The 16821-nt window shown below is 69.6% G+C and carries 11 protein-coding genes; 5 read left to right on the top strand and 6 right to left on the bottom strand.

All coding sequences use genetic code 11. The annotated features are described in order from the left end of the window. Window positions 1–7: 7 nt before the first annotated feature. Window positions 8–814, bottom strand: coding sequence for a tRNA lysidine(34) synthetase (locus tag NNJEOMEG_RS01825; RefSeq protein ID WP_173080706.1), 807 nt, complete (start codon window positions 812–814; stop codon window positions 8–10). 101 nt (window positions 815–915) lie between these two features. On the opposite strand from NNJEOMEG_RS01825, the gene NNJEOMEG_RS01820 reads away from it, so the two are divergent. Further along, window positions 916–2169: a DnaJ domain-containing protein gene (locus NNJEOMEG_RS01820; RefSeq protein WP_173080704.1), complete on the top strand. Its 1254-nt coding sequence runs from the start codon at window positions 916–918 to the stop codon at window positions 2167–2169. A 158-nt stretch (window positions 2170–2327) separates the two neighbouring features. On the opposite strand, the gene NNJEOMEG_RS01815 is transcribed toward NNJEOMEG_RS01820, so the two are convergent. Beyond that, entirely contained in the window at window positions 2328–2819 is a 492-nt protein-coding gene (locus NNJEOMEG_RS01815; protein WP_173080702.1) for an acyl-CoA thioesterase, read from the bottom strand. 97 nt (window positions 2820–2916) lie between these two features. Here NNJEOMEG_RS01815 and NNJEOMEG_RS01810 point away from each other — a divergent pair, with 97 nt between their 5' ends. Beyond that, on the top strand, window positions 2917–4575 hold the full coding sequence (locus NNJEOMEG_RS01810) for an MBL fold metallo-hydrolase (protein WP_173080700.1): 1659 nt from the start codon (window positions 2917–2919) through the stop codon (window positions 4573–4575). A gap of 24 nt (window positions 4576–4599) precedes the next feature. On the opposite strand, the gene NNJEOMEG_RS01805 is transcribed toward NNJEOMEG_RS01810, so the two are convergent. The 4 genes from NNJEOMEG_RS01805 to NNJEOMEG_RS01790 all read right to left on the bottom strand — a co-directional run bounded on the left by NNJEOMEG_RS01805 (window position 4600) and on the right by NNJEOMEG_RS01790 (window position 8187). After that, a complete protein-coding gene (locus tag NNJEOMEG_RS01805; protein WP_173080698.1) occupies window positions 4600–4866 on the bottom strand; it encodes a BrnA antitoxin family protein in 267 nt (88 codons plus the stop codon). Continuing rightward, window positions 4853–5134 carry a BrnT family toxin gene (locus NNJEOMEG_RS01800; protein WP_173080696.1) on the bottom strand — a complete coding sequence of 94 codons (282 nt, stop codon included), beginning with the start codon at window positions 5132–5134 and terminating at the stop codon, window positions 4853–4855. Before NNJEOMEG_RS01800 ends, NNJEOMEG_RS01805 begins: the two co-directional genes overlap by 14 nt. A gap of 105 nt (window positions 5135–5239) precedes the next feature. Further along, window positions 5240–6964, bottom strand: a complete 1725-nt coding sequence (locus NNJEOMEG_RS20860) for an alpha/beta hydrolase (protein ID WP_173080694.1) — start codon at window positions 6962–6964, stop codon at window positions 5240–5242. Between the two features lie 29 nt (window positions 6965–6993). Continuing rightward, on the bottom strand, window positions 6994–8187 hold the full coding sequence (locus tag NNJEOMEG_RS01790; RefSeq protein WP_173080692.1) for a tRNA nucleotidyltransferase/poly(A) polymerase-related protein: 1194 nt from the start codon (window positions 8185–8187) through the stop codon (window positions 6994–6996). A gap of 279 nt (window positions 8188–8466) precedes the next feature. Between NNJEOMEG_RS01790 and NNJEOMEG_RS01785 the strand changes: the two genes are divergently transcribed. The 3 genes from NNJEOMEG_RS01785 to NNJEOMEG_RS01775 all read left to right on the top strand — a co-directional run bounded on the left by NNJEOMEG_RS01785 (window position 8467) and on the right by NNJEOMEG_RS01775 (window position 16752). Beyond that, the gene (locus tag NNJEOMEG_RS01785; protein WP_235956810.1) at window positions 8467–9147 is read left to right on the top strand and encodes a biotin--[acetyl-CoA-carboxylase] ligase; all 681 of its coding nucleotides are present in this window, start codon (window positions 8467–8469) and stop codon (window positions 9145–9147) included. A gap of 40 nt (window positions 9148–9187) precedes the next feature. Next, complete coding sequence (locus tag NNJEOMEG_RS01780; protein ID WP_173080688.1) at window positions 9188–12892, top strand: pyruvate carboxylase; 3705 nt, start codon at window positions 9188–9190, stop codon at window positions 12890–12892. Window positions 12893–13203: 311 nt separating this feature from the next. After that, the gene (locus NNJEOMEG_RS01775) at window positions 13204–16752 is read left to right on the top strand and encodes a PEP/pyruvate-binding domain-containing protein (RefSeq protein ID WP_173080685.1); all 3549 of its coding nucleotides are present in this window, start codon (window positions 13204–13206) and stop codon (window positions 16750–16752) included. The last annotated feature ends 69 nt before the right edge of the window (window positions 16753–16821 follow it).

Here is a 16821-nt window from a genome sequence, read left to right as displayed (position 1 = left end):
GGCGCGATCAGGCCTCGCCGGAGTGGTCCGGCTCCCGTCCGGCGGCCCGAGGAGCGCCGTCCGCCGGGCCCTCAGGAACCTGCCAGCGCGTGAGCGCCCCGAAGACGTTGGCCCGGTAGCGTTTGTCCCGGGCATACATCTCCTTGAGCCAGTCCTCGAAGTCGGAGCGGCGCGTGGCCCCCGCCGAGGGGCAGGGGTTGGACCAGATGGGGAGCCCCCATTGCCGGGCGGCGCGCTTGATGTGGTCCTTCTCCACGGTGAGGATGGGACGGATCATCACCAGCCTGCCCTGGAAGAAGGGCTCGCGGGGGGAGAGGCCCTGCACCCTGCCGGTCTGGAAGACATTCATGAAAAAGGTGGCGGCCAGGTCGTCGGCGTTATGGCCCATGGCCAGGTGGGTGAGCCCGTAGGCCTCGCAGAGTTGGAACAGGCGCGTGCGCCGGAGCATGGCGCAGTAGAAGCAGGCCGAGGCCTTGCGGTTCTCCGGGGAGTGGGCGCGGGGGCCGTGGTCGGTGGTTTCGGCGTGCAGGGCCAGGCCCTTTCCGGCGCACCAGTCCGCCAGGGGGGCGTGGGAAGCGGGATCGAACCCCGGGTTCACGTGCAGGGCCAGCAGGTCGAACCGGAAGGGCACGATGCGCTGGCGCAGGCGCAGCACGTTGAGCAACACGAAGCTGTCCACGCCGCCGGACACGGCCACGCCCACGCGCGCCCCGGGGCCGATCATGGCGGTCTGGCGCATGAGCTTGCCCACGCGGCCCACGCAGACCTTCTGGGCGAAGGTGGACTTTTCCTCTCGAACTCGCAGGAATGACATGGGCGGGCTCTAGTCCAAACCGGCGCCGATCTCAAGGCCCGCTCCGGCATGGCCCCGGGAGGCCATGGCCGGGCGCGGCGGATTATGGTACGCGAAAGGACATGAAGCCGCGCGTCCGCATCGCCCTGCTGCTCGCCCTGGCGTCTGCGTTGATCCTGTCCCCGGGGGCGGCCCGGAGCCAGCCCGGCGAGACCGTGCTCCTGGCCCAGGCGCGGCCCGGCGAGGGACGCCTGCCCGGAGGCGGGGGCGCGCCCGGAGAAGGACCTTTCGGACCTCCGCCTCCGCCGCCGCGCGAGGTGCGCCCCGGCCCGTCGGGGCCAAGGCCCGTCCCCCCCGCTCCGGGACTCGCGGGACGCCCCGTGCCGGAGGGCATGGCTCCGGGAGCGCGCGCCGTTCCCGGTCCCCGGCCCGACCAGGTTCCCGGCCCGACGTTCGCGCCGCCTCCCGGTCCCCAGGGCGACTGGCGGCGTCCCGCGCCGCCTCCGGCCCCCTCGCGGCCATGGGAGCGGCCCGGGGCCATGGCCCCGGACGACCCACGCCGCATGGGCGTCCAGGGTGGCGCGGGCGATCCGGCCGGGGCGTCCCGGGTTCCGGTCTCCCGCATGGGCGAAGCCCCGCGCGAGGTCGCCCAGGCCCCGGCTTCTGCGCCCCCCGGCGTGGCCCCGGGCCCGGCGTCGCGCCTGCCCGAGGCCCTGCGCGTGGCGCTGCGCCCCGAATCCCTGGCCATGCTGGCCGTCTTCCTGGGCGTGGCGGCCCTGGCCGCGCTGGCGCGGGCGCGCAAGCGCCAGCCCAGGCCCAACGTGCGCGCGCGCCGGGGCGTGGCTGCCTCCGAGGCGGGGGGCGAAGCCGCGCCGGAGCGCGACCGCGTGCGCTTCGCCCCGGACGACGCCCGGCAGGTCCGCGAGCGGGAGGTCAGGCGCAGAACCGACGAGGACTGGCTGCGCGCCGACAGGGAGCGCTTCGTGCGCATGCGCCGGGAGGAAGTGCGCGAGGAGCGCCTGCGCGCCGAGGCGGAACGCCGCCGCGCCGAAGCGGAGCGCGGCCGGGCCGGAGAGCGTCGGCGCAACGACGGGCAGGGGCCGCGCGCGGACTCCTCCCGAACGGGAGGCTCCGGGCGCGATGGCGCGGGCCTGGAGGGCTCGCGGGACGTTAAGGACCGGGAGTGGGCGCGGCGCATCCTTGGTGTGCCCCCCGGCGCGACGCCCGGCGAGGTCCGCAAGGCCTACATCGCGGGCATGAAGGCCAACCACCCGGACCAGGCGAGCACCCTTGGCGAGGAGGTGCAGGCCCTGTTTTCGGAACGGGCCAAGCTTCTGAACATCGCCTACGACATCCTCAGGGACCAGGACGCCTAGTGTCGCGATCTTGAAAAACATGAAGATGTTTTTCAAAATTAAAATCAACGAGTTACGATGCTTGCCTTGGCAATTCGTGTTGACGGATTGTGAGGCTGCGACACTGGCAGCCCGCAAGGCGGGCGGGTCCCGCCTTCGGAGAGGTGCCCCTCAGGCCGTCAGGCTCCCTGGTGGAGCACGCAGCAGCGTCTTGTGCGGCGTCGTTCTTCGGCCTGGGCGAAGCGGCGGCGCTCGTCGTCGGTCTCCAGCACGAGGGGCGGGGCCGGGGAGGGCTTGCCGGACACGTCCAGGGCCACGAAAGTCAGGTAGGCCGAGGCCGTGTGGCGCACCTCGCCGGTGAAGAGGTTCTCGGACTCCACGCGTACGCCCACTTCCATGGAGGTGCGGCCCACGTGGTTCACCTGGGCCCGGAAGGTGACCAGTTCGCCCACGCGGGAGGGAGCCAGGAAGCTCACGCCGTCCATGGCCACGGTCACGGCGTTGCCCCGGCAATGGCGCATGGCGGCCATGGCGGCGGCGGCGTCCATGTTTTTCAGGATCACGCCGCCGTGGATGGAGCCGTAGGGGTTGGCGTCCTGGGGCAGCATGGCCAGGGAGAGTTCCGTGCGGCTGGCCGAGACGGGCTTGCCAAGCGCGGGCCGATCGTCCATTGGGAGTGCTCCGGTGCGGCCTCCGTGCGCGACGGGGGCGCTGTCTGCCCCCGTCCGGGACGCCCGTCGAGGGCATCGGGGAAGCCGAGCGAGGGTCATGGAAGTGCAAAAGAACATGTTAGCGCAGGCTGGGGACGCGTGCAATCCCGTCCAGTCCGAGGCACGGGCCGGGGACTCCTTCCTGGCGCGCCGCGAGGGCCGCTGGCGGGCGGAGCTGGCCGTGAACCTGCCCGACAGGCCGGGCGCGCTGGCCGATCTGGCCAGCCTGGCCTCGACGCTGGGGGCCAACATCGAACGCCTGGTCTACGACCGGGGCGAACACCCCCACCGTGTGGACCTGGCCGTGTCCCTGCCCCAGGCCCAGCGCGCGGGCAAGCTCCTGGACCGCCTGGCGGCCCGGGGCTACCTGGACGCCCCGGCGGACCGGGAGGCCGAGCCCGCGCTCATCACGGACCTGGACGGCGTGCTCTGCTTCAAGGTGGCCCTGCGCAACCGGCCGGGAACCCTGGCCGAGCTGGCCGAACGCTTTCGGGCGCTGGAGGCCAACGTGATCCACCTGCGCTACGACTCCGGGCAGGAGCCGGAGATGGCCGAGGCCTCGGTGTCGCTGCGCGGGGCGGGGCGCGTCTCGGAACTCCTGGGCGAGATGACCCGGGCGGGCTACCACTACCACGTGCTCTGGCGCGGCGGCGACGACGCCGACGTGGACGCGGCCCTGGGCTTCTCCGAGGTGGAGGCCTTCCTCTTCAAGCTGCGTTCGGTGCTTCCGCCCGAGCGCATGAGCGGGCTGGAGGAGCTTTTCAACACCTCGCGGGAGATGCGCCAGGCCCTGGCCGAGTTCCGCCGGGCCTCGGGGGCCTCGGGCGAGGCCCTGGCCGCCTCGGAGACCTTCGCGGACATCCTGCGCCTGGCGGCCATGGCCGTGGGGGCCACGGGGCCCAACTTCACGCTGCGCCTCACCGGCCCCGTGCCGCTCACGCCCCTCGTATCGCTCTACATGCTGGCCTGCCCGGAGGGCGCCAACAGCTACCTCCTGCGCCACCCCGGCGGCCTGGCCTTCCTGGACACCAACTTCGGCATCTTCTTCGAGGACGTGATGGCCTGGATGGCGGCCCACGGCTTCGACCCCGCGCGCGTGGACGCCGTGCTGGCCACCCACCCCGACGCCGACCACGCGGGCTGGGCGGGCCGCCTCCAGGAGCGCTACGGGGCCAGGGTGTTCATGCACCCCGAGTGCGAGCGCGTCTTCGCCCTGGAGGACCGCACCCTGGGGCGCAGCGCCCTGGCGGCCATCAACCGCTCCTTCACGCGGCTCGTGGGGCGTCTCACGGGGTTGACGCCGCCCGCGCGCATCGAGCCCTTCGAGGCGGCGGGGGAGGGCGCTCCGGCCGAGGCGGGAGGGCTGCGGGTAATGGGGCGCGTGCGCCTGGCGGACCTGGAGCTTCTGGCGCTGGAGAGCCTGGGCGGCCACGTGGCGGGGCAGGTGTTCTATTACGGCCCCGAGCAGGGCGTGCTCTTCACGGGAGACTACCTGCTGGACCCGGCCAGCCTCTCCCCGCGCGAGCGCGAGGCCCTCTCGGTGCACAAGTCGCTCCTGACCAACACCAACGCCGACTCGGCGCTCTTCCACCGCGAGATGGCCATGCTGCGCGCGCTCATGCGCGAGACAATGGCCCAACAGGCCCGCAAGGGACGCCGGGCCATGGTCTTCCCCGGCCACGGCGACTTCTACGGGGTGGACCAGGCAGGGTGGTGAGGCGGGGGAGCGGCGGGCAGGCGGCTACGCGGACCTGGCGCGCGCGGCCATGTAGTCGCGCAGGATGCTGTTGATCCGGGTCTGGTAGCCGGGTCCGATCGCGCGCAGGTATTCCAGTACGTCGGCGTCCAGCCGGATGGTCACGGACTTCTTGAGGGGGCGGAAGAACCGCCCGCGCACGGAGCCTTCGAATTCGGAAACCTCGGGGATGTCCGAGGTGTCGACGGCCTCGTCGGGGAGGGCGGCGAGGGACTGGAGTTCCTCTCTGTTTCCAGATTCAGCCTTGCTCATACAGTTTCCTTTCGTGGGCCGTGGCCTTGCGCGCTGAAATGATCCTCACGGACTCTTGCCCGGCGTGATCTCGGTAGGTGTGCGCCACCAGGATCAGGACCACGCCGCCTGCCGAGCCGAGGGTCTGCCAGCGCTCCTCGCCGCCAACGACACGTTCGAGCCTGCTCAGGTGCAGCGGGTCGTCGAACGCCAGCAGGGCGGTTTCGAAGCGGATGCCGTGCTTCGCCTTGTTGAGCGCGTTCTTGCGCTCGTCCCACGTGAAGTGCATCCTGTTCCCTGTTGTACATACGATTGCGTACGTACGCCGTCAAGCAAGGCCGGGTTCCTCCGGCCATGTCGATCGAACGGCGGCGTCTGTCCCGCCCCCCCCCCCTTACGGCGTCTTGAACCTCCAGTAGTCCTGTCCGGCGGCGGTTCTGGCCGGGACCAGGAGCGGGCGCTGCGGCGGCTTGAGCCCCTGGATGAGCAGGTGCATGTCGTCGAGGACGGCGTGGTTCTGGCCGTAGTAGCTGTGGCCCAGGAGCCCGGAGTCCACGGTGGAGGCGTCGATGGAGTCCAGGGGCGGCACGGCCACCAGCTCCTGCGCGTCGCCCAGGCGGGCGGCCTTGTTGTAGAGTTTGGAGAGCACCATGGCCAGATCGCGCGAGGAGGCGTAGAGCGTGGCGTTCTGCGCCACGCCCGCGATGCGCGGCGCGATACGGGTGCGGAACACCGTGCTGTCCACGTCGGGCGCGGCCAGGATCACGTTGCGCATCAGGGTCCCCGCGCCGTCGCCGCGCGAGGCCGCCAGACGCTCCAGCGCCCCCAGCAGCACCCGGTTGCCCATGCTGTGGGCGATGATGTGGATGTTGGCGGGCTGGACATCCCGGGCCAGGGTCTCCACGAAGGCCGTAAGCCGGGGCACGGAGAGGCCCGTCTTCTCCGCGTCCTGGGCGTAGCGCTGCACGAGGCCCTCCGAGGGCCAGCTGTAGACCACGGGCGTGCCCGCGAAGCGCATGTCGTGGACCATCTGGGCCATGCGCCGCACGGCCCTGTCGAAGGACACCGAATAGCCGTGGACGAACACCAGCACGTCCTTGCGGCCGTCACGCACGTTGTCGCGGATCGATCGGAAGAATTCGCCCGCCCGCTGCTCCTTCACGGCGGTGACGGTCACGTGCCGGCTGGGATCGTAGGAAAGGGTCAGGCTCGTCAGGGACGGTCCTTCCAGGACGCCCGGCGTATGGCTGCGCGGCACGGCCACGTCGCAGTAGCCGTAGGAAGTGGCCGCGGCGGGGGCGCTGCCGAAGCGGCCCATGGGCTCCTGGGTGGCGGTGCGTTCGCGGTCCGTGGCGTAATGCACGCGCACGAGGTCGTACTGGCGTTCCTCGGCGGCGCCGCGCGACAGGGCGGGCTCCGCCTGGGCTTCCAGGCGTCGGGCCGCCGGGGGGGGCAGGGCGGCCTGCTCGGCGTACGAAGCCGCCAGGGCCTTGGCCGAGGGGATGTCGCCCGCCAGCACGTAGGCGCGCACCAGGGGCTCCACGTAGACGGCCAGGGGGGCCGGATCGTCGGGGAAGGCCAGGCGCGCCACGGCCAGGGCGGCCTCCAGGCTTTCCACGGCGTCGAAGGCGGCGGCTTCGCGCTGGGCGAGCAGCCCTTCACCGGCCAGACGCAGCGATTCGGCGGCGAAACGCCGGGCCAGACGTTCCGCCACGGCTTCGGCGGGTGCGTCGCGATCGGGTGAGAATTCCACGCGTCCGCCGGGGACGCGGAGCGCGCCGCAGGGCGAGGGCGCGCCGGGCAGGGCGGTCAGCGAGCCCTTGAGGCCGTCGCCCGCGCGCGCCAGGCTGGCCTCCCAGGCGGGCGCCATGGAAGACGGACAGGGGGGCGTGAGCCGCAACGCGCCCGGCCCCGGGCCTTGGGCGTGCAGCACCGGCCCGCCCTCCAGGGCCAGGTAGCCCTGGAGGGAGTCCGTTCCCTCCAGAACCAGCGCCACCCCCATGGGCGGTCCGCCGCCGCCGGGTCGCAGGGTTCCCTTGTAGACCGCGCCCGAAGCCCCGGCAGGGCCGGACGACAGGCAGCACAACGCCAGGAGAATGCCGAAGAATACCTTCGCCACGGGGTCTCCCCGAAATGGTGTGGTCGGCTTCACGAGCCGGGAGGCAGTGTAGCCGAGTCGGAGGCGTCCGGCAACGCGGCGTCCGCGTGGGGTCGGCGCGCCCGGGTCAGGGCCTCGCAGCGCAGCTGCCGCAGGGCCTCGCCGGAACGTTCTCCCTGGTCGCGCAGTTCGGGGGGGAGCGTCACCTTGCGGACGGCCCGCAGGTCGCGCCGGGCAAGGCGCAGCAGCTCCCCCGGCCCTGGCGCTCCGGGGCGTCCCGCCGCGTCGGCCTCGGCCAGGCGGAAGGTCCGGGTGGTCAGGCCCCGGGCCTCCAGGCGCATGAGCAGGTCCACGCGCGTGCCGGGGCGCAGTTCGGGGTAGCGCCGGGCGGTCATGTGTTCGCGGGCGGCCGTCTCGCCGGCCTCCACGAAGGCCGTGGAGAGGCGCAGGCGCAGGCCCAGGGCGCGGGCCGGGTCGGCCCCGGCCTGCTCGTGTCCGTGGTGGGCTGGGAGGATGTCGCCCGGCGTGGCGGCCTTGCCCAGGTCGTGCGTCAGGGCCATCCAGGCGTCCAGGGGGTCGCCCGCGGCGCGGTCCATCACGTCGCGCAGGTGGCCCAGCACGTCCTTGTCGTGCCAGCGGGGCGGCCCGGCGGGGACCCCCCGGCAGGCCTCCAGTTCGGGCATCCACGGGAGGAGGCAGCCCGTGGCCTCCAGCAGTTCCAGGAAGCGCGAGGGCCTGGGCGCGGCGAGCGCCTTCACCACCTCGCGCCCCACGCGCTCGGCAGCCAGCGCGCCAAGGGCCGCCGATCCGGCCAGGGCGCGCATCTGCTGGAGCAGTTCCGGAGCGGGCGCGAAGTCCGTGAGCTGGGCCGCGAAACGCGCGGCGCGGAACACGCGCAGGGGGTCGTCCGAGAGGGACGTGGGCGAGCAGGGGCGCAGCACCCGGGCCTGAAGGTCGGAGAGGGCGCGGGGGTGGGCGCGGAGCATGCCCCGTTCGTCCAGGGCCAGGGCGTTGACGGTGAGGTCGCGCAGGGTCAGGTCGGCCTCCAGGGAGCCCCCGCGCGGCCAGGCGTATTCGGCCCCGTCCAGGAGGAAGACCGGAAAGGACTTGCCGACCAGCCGGGCCGTGGGATACCGACCCTGAAAGTCGCTTTGGGCAGCGTCTTCGATAAGATAGTCACGGTCGGCCAGCGGCCTGCCGAGCAGGATGTCTCGCACCGCGCCGCCGACCAGGTGGATTCGCATGGAGGTTTCCCTTCCGTGATGCAATGTCAAGGTCCCCGCGTTCCGGGGCCGGGCGTTCTGTTGTGGGCCAAGGGACGCGAGGATCTCGCCTGTCCTCTCGATCCAGAGCGCCTGGCAGCCAGCCACCCCGCCTGGGCCGAGGATGCGCGCGGACTTGCGCCTTGGCAAGAGGAATCGGTCCCCTGGTGCACGACGTGCGACGCGGAATCGTGGTGGGTTTCGCGGGCGCGCTGCGAGGGGACAGTGGTGGTCTGCGGGCGGTGTTCCTCGTCGTTGGACGTGGCGCGCCCGCTGGCCGAAAACGGACTGCTCACCCCCTGGGACTCGGTGCTTGCCGTGTCGCAGTGGTCCGGGCGCGGGCAGCTGCGCCGTCCGTGGGACTCCCCGCCCGGCAACGTCTACGGCGCGCTGGTGCTCCCTGCCGTGCCCCAGGCCTTCGACACGCTCACGCCCCTGATCCTGGGGCGTCTGGCGTGCGAATTCCTCGCGGGGCTGGGCGTGGAGGCCTGCCTGAAATGGCCCAACGACGTGATCTGCGGCGGCCTCAAGGTCTGCGGCATGCTCGTGGAGGAACGCAAGGGCGTCACGCTGGCCGGAATCGGGGTGAACCTGCACGCCGCGCCGGACCCGTCGTTTTTGCGCAACGGCCATGCCGTTCCCGCCGGGACCCTGGCCGGGCTGGGGGTTGCGTCCACGCCCGTGTCCCTGTGGTCCGCTCTTGTGGATTTTGTGAAAACAGGCTACCTTGACGAACTTTCCCAAGGAAGCCCCGGACAGGCTGCGGCGCGTACGTCCTCGCGTCTTTGCTGGCTTGGCCAGGAGGTTCTCGTGCGCGACGGCTCCGAGCCGCCCTGGACGGGACGCATCCTGGGCCTGGCCCCGGACGGGGCGCTTCGGGTCAAGCCCGCCGACGGGGCGGGCGAACGGCTTCTCACCTCCGGCAGCATCTGGCGGGCCTGAACGGGTGACCGCCCAAGCATCCAGGTTAGGTACATCTCCCATGGGCGTTAAGACCTTCAACGACGTTCTCAAGGAAATCCAGGGCAAGAAGATTCTTGTCGCCAACCGGGGCATCACGGCCCGCAGGGTGCTGCGCTCCATCCGCGAGCGCTTCCACGCCGTGCCCGTGCTCACCGCCACCAAGGTGGACATGACCTCCCCCTCCGTGGCCGGCGCCCGCGAACTGATCCTCCTGGGCGAAGACCCCAGGGCCTACCTGGACATCGACCTTATCATCCGTGAGGCAAAGGCCCGGCGCATCGCGGCCATCCATCCCGGCTGGGGCTTCGCCTCCGAAGACCACACCTTCCCCGCCAAGTGCGCCGAGGCCGGCATCGTGTTCATCGGCCCCACCTCCGAGGCCATGAACCTCCTGGGCAACAAGGTGGCCGTGCGCAACGTGGCCAAGAATCTGGGCATCCCCGTGGTGCCGGGCTCCGAGGGCGCGGTGAGCGTGCCCGAGGCCCGCGAGATCGCAAGCCAGATCACCTTCCCCATCATGCTCAAGGCCGAGGGCGGCGGCGGCGGGCGCGGCATCTACGTGGTGCACGAGCCCAAGCAGCTGGAGGAGGCCTTCTCCAAGGCCTCGGCCCTGGCCCAGGCCAGCTTCGGCAACCCGCGCCTCTATGTGGAAAAATACCTGCGCAGCGTGCGCCACATCGAGATCCAGGTCATCGCCGACAAGCACGGCAACGTCCTGGCCCTGGACGAGCGCGACTGCACCGTGCAGCGCAACCACCAGAAGCTCGTGGAGATCACCCCCTCCCCCTGGAAGGGCATGACCGCCGAGCTGCGCGAACAGCTCAAGGAGTGGGCCGAGAAGCTCGTCAAGCACGTGGGCTACTACTCCCTGGCCACCGTGGAATTCCTGGTGGAGCCCGACGGCACCCCCTACCTCATCGAGGTGAACACCCGCCTCCAGGTGGAACACGGCATCACCGAGTGCCGCTACGGCATCGACCTGGTGGAGGAACAGATCTCCGTGGCCTTCGGCGGGAAGCTTCGCTACAGCAAGACCAACGCCAAGCCCTTCAACTGGTGCGTGCAGGTGCGCATCAACTGCGAGGACCCGCGCCAGGGCTTCACCCCCAACGCCGGGCTCATCACGCGCTACATCTCCCCCGGCGGCCCCGGCGTGCGCCTGGACTCCTGCATCTCCGCGGGCTACGAATTCCCCTCCCAGTACGACTCGGCCGGCGCGCTGCTCATGGCCTACGGCCGCTCCTGGGAGAAGGTGCTGGGCACCATGGACAGGGCGCTGCGCGAATACATCGTGGGCGGGCCCAAAACCACCATCCCCTTCCACCTCCAGGTGATCAACCACCCGCGCTTCCGCTCGGGCGACTACGACACCAACTTCATCGCCACCGCCCCCGAGCTCCTGGAATACCACGACGTGGAGCCCGAGGCCCTGCGCCTCTCCAAGCTGGTGAGCGAAATCTCCGCCAAGGGCTACAACCCCCACGTGCAGCTGGGCGAATACCGGGGCCGCGCCGACAAACGCCTCGGCCGCTTCACCCCGGCCATGCCCGTGTTCGACCGCAAGGCCTGGAAGCCTCCCTACCCAAGGGGCGACCGCCAGGCCCTGCTGGACCAGATCCGCGACTCGGGGCTCGTCCATTTCGTGGACACCACCACCCGCGACATCACCCAGTCCAACTCCGGCAACCGCTTCCGCCTGGCCGAGGACGCCCTAATCGGCCCCTACCTGGACAACTGCGGCTTCCTCTCCCTGGAGAACGGCGGCGGCGCGCACTTCCACGTGGCCATGATGGCCAACATGACCTACCCCTTCACCGAAGGGGAGCAGTGGAACTGCTTCGCCCCCAAAACCTGCAAGCAGATACTCATCCGCTCCACCAACGTGCTGGGCTACAAGCCCCAGCCGCGCAACCTCATGCGCCTGACCGGCGAGATGATCTGCGAACACTACGACATCATCCGCTGCTTCGACTTCCTGAACCACATCGAGAACATGCAGCCCTTCGCGGAGGTGGCGCTCAATTCCAAGGGCAACGTCTTCCAGCCCGCCATCTCCCTCTCCTGGGCCAAGGGCTTCGACGTGCACCACTACATGGGCGTGCTCGAAGACATCCTGGAGTGCTGCGCCAAGGTGGCCGGGCTCTCCAAGAAGAAGGTCTCGAAGATCATCATCCTGGCGCTCAAGGACATGGCCGGCATGTGCCCGCCGCGCTTCGTCTCGGCCCTCGTGGCGGCCATCCGCGACAAGTACCCCGACCTGGTTGTTGACTACCACCGACACTACACCGACGGCCTCTTCGTGCCCGCCGTGGGCGCGGCGGCCAAGGCCGGGGCGCACATCGTGGACACGGCCATCGGCGCCAGCGTGCGCTGGTACGGCCAGGGCGAGGTGCTCTCCACGGCGGCCTACCTGGAAGACGAACTGGGCCTGAAGACCAGCCTGAACAAGGAGATGATCCGCACCTGCGGCTTCGTGCTCAAGCAGGTCATGCCTTACTACGACCGTTACACCGCCCCATACTTCCAGGGCATCGACTACGACGTGGTGGAGCACGGCATGCCCGGCGGGGCCACCAGCTCCAGCCAGGAGGGCGCGCTCAAGCAGGGCTACATCCATCTGCTGCCCTACATGCTCAAGTTCCTGGCCGGAACGCGGCGCATCGTGCGCTACCACGACGTCACGCCAGGCTCCCAGATCACCTGGAACACGGCCTTCCTGGCCGTGACCGGGGCCTACAAGCGCGGCGGGGAGCGCGCCGTGCGCGACATGCTCGAGGTGCTCGACGCCACCAGCATGCACCCCGACGAGTGCGTCACCCAGGCCTGCAAGGCCGACCGGCTCATGCTCTACGCCGACGCCAACGACGCCTTCCGTCAGCTGCTCCTGGGCAAGTACGGCAAGCTGCCCCTGGGCTGGCCGCCGGACTGGGTGTACGAGTCCGCCTTCGGGCCGGACTGGCGCGCCGCCATCGAACAGCGCACCACCGACTCGCCCCTGGCCTCGCTCAAGGACGTGGACCTGCCCTCCGAGGAGAAGGCCTTGGCCAAGCGCCTCCAGCGCGAGCCCACCCCGGAAGAGTTCGTGATGTATCTGAACCACCCCGGCGACGCGCTCAAGACCATCGAGTTCCGCACCAAGTTCGGCGACCCCAACCGCCTGCCCCTGGACGTGTGGTTCGAAGGCCTGGAACCCGGACAGGAGCTCTTCTTCGAGGACTCGCGCGGCAAGCCCCACACCTTCACGCTGCTCGACATCTCCGCCCCGGACCACCAGGGCATGAGCGTGGTGCGCTACGTGCTGGACTCGGAGATCCTCTCCCATCAGGTGAAGGTGGCCGAGGCCCTGGGCGGCAAGGGCGCGCAGGACCTGCCCATGGCCGACCCCAACAATCCCTTCCATGTGGCCGCGCCCTGCAACGGCGACCTCTGGGTGATGCACGTCTCCCCCGGCGACTTCGTGAAGCCCGGCCAGGCGATGTTCAACATCTCTGTGATGAAGCAGGAGAAATCGGTCCTCGCCCAGGTGGAAGGCGTGGTGAAGCGCGTGCTCAAGAACGCCGACTACTTCGAGGACAAGAAAATGGTGCCCGTGAAGGAGGGCGAGCTCCTGGTGGAGCTGGCCCCCGTGGGCAAAGCCTGCCCCGGCTGCAAGGAACCCCTGGGAGCGGAGGATTTCCACTACTGCCCCTGGTGCGGCTACGGCATGGAGTATACTCAGGATTAGCGAACGACCCCGGAGCCGGGAAAACCGGCTCCGGCCGCTTCCCGCCTGGATTCCCGGCCTCCGGCCGGGGCCGGGCGGGAGGCTGTGGTTTGCTGAAAATGTGAATTGTATGCGTTGGGAGCCCCGCGAAGGCCGCGAAAGAAAATACTGGAGCCCTCGCGCCTGTTCCTGCTAAAATCCGCCCCGCGACGAAACCCCAGCCGCCGCGCGCTCCGGACCCGGCGGCGGCCCCCCGGCTGACCCGCGCGACCCCTCGCGAACCGCGACGAACCGGCCGCACAAGCATCTTCGGACTTCCCAGGAGGAATCGAATGGCTAAAGCCGCTCCCAAAGCCCCCGCCAAGGAGAAAAAGGAACTGACCAAGAAGCTCATCCTCACCGGGGCCGACATCGCGGCCATCGGCGAGGAGGCCGAACTGGTGGTGGGTGGCAAGAACTACAACACCGCCATCATCAGCCAGGTCCAGGGCATCCGCGCCCCGCAGTTCCGGGCCGTTTCCTCCCTGGCGTTCCACAAGCTCCTGGACGAGACCAAGGTCAACGCCGCGCTCATCCGCCAGACCGTCGACCACGAATACAACCGCGTTGACTGGACCAGCGAGGAAGTCAACAAGGATCCGGAATTCCTCAAGCATTTCGTGCGTACCCTGGCGCAGGAGGTCAAGGCCACCGAGCCGGACAAGGTCACGCTCATCAAGCTGCGCACCTTCGTGAACAACGTGGTGGAAGGCTTCGCCACCTCCCCCGAAGGCATCGACCAGCTGCGCAAGCGCTCCGTGCTCGTGCAGGTGGCCATCCTCTGCGTGGACCTGCCCCTGGACGTGGCCGAGGCCGTGCGCGAAGGCTACCAGGACATCTGCCGCGAGGCCGGCCTGGAAGACGTGCCCGTGGCCGTGCGCTCCTCCGCCGCCGGGGAAGACTCCCGCAAGAAGGCCTTCGCGGGCCTCCAGGACACCTATCTGAACATCGTGGGCGACGACCGCGTGGTCGAGGCCTACCAGTGGGACTGCTCCTCGGCCTACAACCTGCGCTCCATGACCTACCGCCGCGAGGCCATTCTCGACGCCGTGCAGCTGGCCGAGCGCACCGGCGACGACGAAATCGCCGAAAAGGCCAAGCAGGAATGGGCCATCGAGAACACCTCCCTCTCGGTGTGCCTCATGCGCATGATCAACCCCGTGATCTCCGGCACGGCCTTCTCCGCAGACACCGCCACCGGCTGCCGCGGCACCGACCGCAAGGATCTCGTCTCCATCGACTGCTCCTACGGCCTGGGCGAGGCCGTGGTGGGCGGCATGGTCACCCCGGACAAGCTCTTCGTCTTCCAGAGCGAGGACGCCCGCGAGGTGGTCATCCGCTTCATGGGCTTCAAGGACAAGAAGATCATTTACGACGAGCGCGGCGGCACCAAGATCGTCCCCGTGGACGAGCTGGAGGCCTATCGCTGGGCGCTCTCCCTGGCCCAGGCCGAGGAGGTCGCCCGGGGCGTGCGCGCCATCTCCGTGGCCTACGGCGGCATGATCATGGACACCGAGTTCTGCATCGACCAGTCCGAGCGGCTCTGGTTCGTGCAGGCCCGCCCCGAGACCCGCTGGAACGAAGAGTTCGAGCTGCACCCCGACACCATCTTCATGCGCCGCATGGAGGTGGACCCCAAGGCCCTCGTGCGCGCCGAGGTGATCCTCGAAGGCAACGGGGCCTCGCGCGGCGCGGGACAGGGCATGGTGAAGTTCCTGCGCTCGGCCCTGGAGCTCAACAAGATCAACAAGGGCGACATCCTCGCCGCCGAACGCACCGACCCGGACATGGTGCCCGGCATGCGCGTGGCCTCGGCCATCCTGGCCGACGTGGGCGGCGACACCTCCCACGCCGCCATCACCTCCCGCGAGCTGGGCATCCCGGCCGTCATCGGCATCCAGCGCTCCGAGCTGCTGCGCTCCCTGGACGGCCAGGAGGTCACGGTGGACGGCTCGCGCGGCGTGGCCTACCGGGGGCTTCTGCCCCTCATCGCCGTGGGCGGCGAGATGGACCTCTCCAAGCTGCCCGAAACCAAGACCAAGGTGGGCCTCATCCTGGCCGACGTGGGCCAGGCGCTCTTCCTCTCGCGCCTGCGCATGATGCCGGACTTCGAGGTGGGCCTCTTGCGCGCCGAGTTCATGCTGGGCAACATCGGCGTGCACCCCATGGCCCTCGAAGCCTACGACCAGGGCGTGCTCAACCAGCTGGTGGACAAGAAGCTCCACGAGTACGACCAGCGCCTCACCAAGGTGATCAAGGAGCAGATGTCCGCGGGCTACATCCCCATGGACCTGAAGCTGCGCCAGTACGTGGGCCTGGTCACCGGCCTCACCAAGGAGCTTGAACACCTCACCGAGCGCGAGGGCGCGCGCGGCACCGACGAGGTGCTGGCCATCCACCGCAAGCTGCGCGAGCTCGACAAGAAGCTCGACGAATACCTGGGCAACGCCACCCGCCGCCTGGACGTGCTCAAGACCTCCGTGAGCCTGGAAGACCACGTGGCCGTGATCCTGGGCTACTGGGAGGAGTTGAACGACACCTCCACCCACGCCGACGCCGTGAAGCGCCGCATGGAAGTGAAGGCCCACGTGGCCGAGCGCGCCCAGGCCGTGGCCGCCGAGCCCTTCATCGTGGAGACCCTGGAGAAGATCAAGACCATGCGCGCCGAGATCGCCCGCCAGGTGGGCATCCAGCGCGAGATGGAAGAGGTGAGCACCCTGCCCGGGCGCATCGCCAAGCAGCTGCGCTCCCGGGGCTACCGCACCGGCAAGGAACTTTACGTCCAGACCCTGGCCCAGAACCTCTCGCTCTTCGCCATGGCCTTCTACGGCAAGCCCATCATCTACCGCACCACGGACTTCAAGTCCAACGAGTACCGCAACCTCGTGGGCGGCATGCTCTTCGAGCACATGGAAGACAACCCCATGCTGGGCTACCGGGGCGTCTCGCGCAACATCCACGACTGGGAGATCGAGTCCTTCAAGCTGGCCCGGGGCATCTTCGGGGGCAAGAACCTCCAGATGATGCTGCCCTTCGTGCGCACGCTCGAGGAAGCCCGCTCCATGCGCCGCTACCTCTCGCGCGTGCACCGCATGCGCTCCGGCGAGGACGGCCTGAAGCTGCACATGATGAGCGAAATTCCCTCCAACGCCATCCTGGCCAAGGAGTTCATCCAGGAGTTCGACGGCTTCTCCATCGGCTCCAACGACATGACCCAGATGGTGCTTGCCACCGACCGCGACAACTCCAGCCTCAAGCACATCTACGACGAGGAGGACCCGGCCGTGGTCTGGGCCATCCTCGTGACCATCTTCACCGGACAGAAGATGGGCAAGAAGGTGGGCTTCTGCGGTCAGGGCGTGTCCAACAGCCTGATCCTGCGGGGGCTGGTGTCCATCGCGGGCATCGTGAGCGCCTCGGTGGTGCCCGACACCTATTACCAGACCAAGTTCGACGTGGCCGCCGTGGAGGCCCTGAACATCCCGGTGTCGCGCCTGGGCGGCTGGATCGCGGAGCAGCACCTGCACCGCCTGCACGAGCTGCTCAAGTCGCACAAGTACGAGCACATCCTGAAGAAGTACAACACCGCCAAGGACCTGAACGAATGGTACGAGGGCGAGCAGACCCGCCTCTCCGGCCAGCTGCGCGACCACCTGGACACCCCCAAGGAGAGCTTCTACCGCCAGGAGCTGGAGAAGTTCCGCGCGGCCTTCCACAAACCGGTGATCTACGCCGTGTGGGACTGGGAGAAGACCGTGGGCGACTCCCTCTACCACGCCGGCTTCAGCGACTGGGAAGAACAGGCCAAGGCCCTGGAAGAACAGCGCAAGAAGACCTGGTAGCGCCAGGGACGAGACGCCGGAGCGCGAAGCGCCCGGCGGCCGGAGGGATAGCCCTTCGGTGAGCGGACA

The organism is Fundidesulfovibrio magnetotacticus (assembly GCF_013019105.1).
Taxonomy (GTDB): domain Bacteria; phylum Desulfobacterota; class Desulfovibrionia; order Desulfovibrionales; family Desulfovibrionaceae; genus Fundidesulfovibrio; species Fundidesulfovibrio magnetotacticus.
Note: the sequence above shows the minus strand (reverse complement) of the source record. Positions and strands in the feature narration are given on the sequence as shown.

Coding starts and splice junctions, on each gene's coding strand:
- NNJEOMEG_RS01800 (WP_173080696.1), bottom strand. CDS start 5,134: ATGCACTTCACGTGGGACGAGCGCAAGAACGCGCTCAACAAGGCGAAG.
- NNJEOMEG_RS01810 (WP_173080700.1), top strand. CDS start 2,917: ATGGAAGTGCAAAAGAACATGTTAGCGCAGGCTGGGGACGCGTGCAAT.
- NNJEOMEG_RS01790 (WP_173080692.1), bottom strand. CDS start 8,187: ATGCGAATCCACCTGGTCGGCGGCGCGGTGCGAGACATCCTGCTCGGC.
- NNJEOMEG_RS01780 (WP_173080688.1), top strand. CDS start 9,188: ATGGGCGTTAAGACCTTCAACGACGTTCTCAAGGAAATCCAGGGCAAG.
- NNJEOMEG_RS01825 (WP_173080706.1), bottom strand. CDS start 814: ATGTCATTCCTGCGAGTTCGAGAGGAAAAGTCCACCTTCGCCCAGAAG.
- NNJEOMEG_RS01775 (WP_173080685.1), top strand. CDS start 13,204: ATGGCTAAAGCCGCTCCCAAAGCCCCCGCCAAGGAGAAAAAGGAACTG.
- NNJEOMEG_RS01815 (WP_173080702.1), bottom strand. CDS start 2,819: ATGGACGATCGGCCCGCGCTTGGCAAGCCCGTCTCGGCCAGCCGCACG.
- NNJEOMEG_RS01820 (WP_173080704.1), top strand. CDS start 916: ATGAAGCCGCGCGTCCGCATCGCCCTGCTGCTCGCCCTGGCGTCTGCG.
- NNJEOMEG_RS01805 (WP_173080698.1), bottom strand. CDS start 4,866: ATGAGCAAGGCTGAATCTGGAAACAGAGAGGAACTCCAGTCCCTCGCC.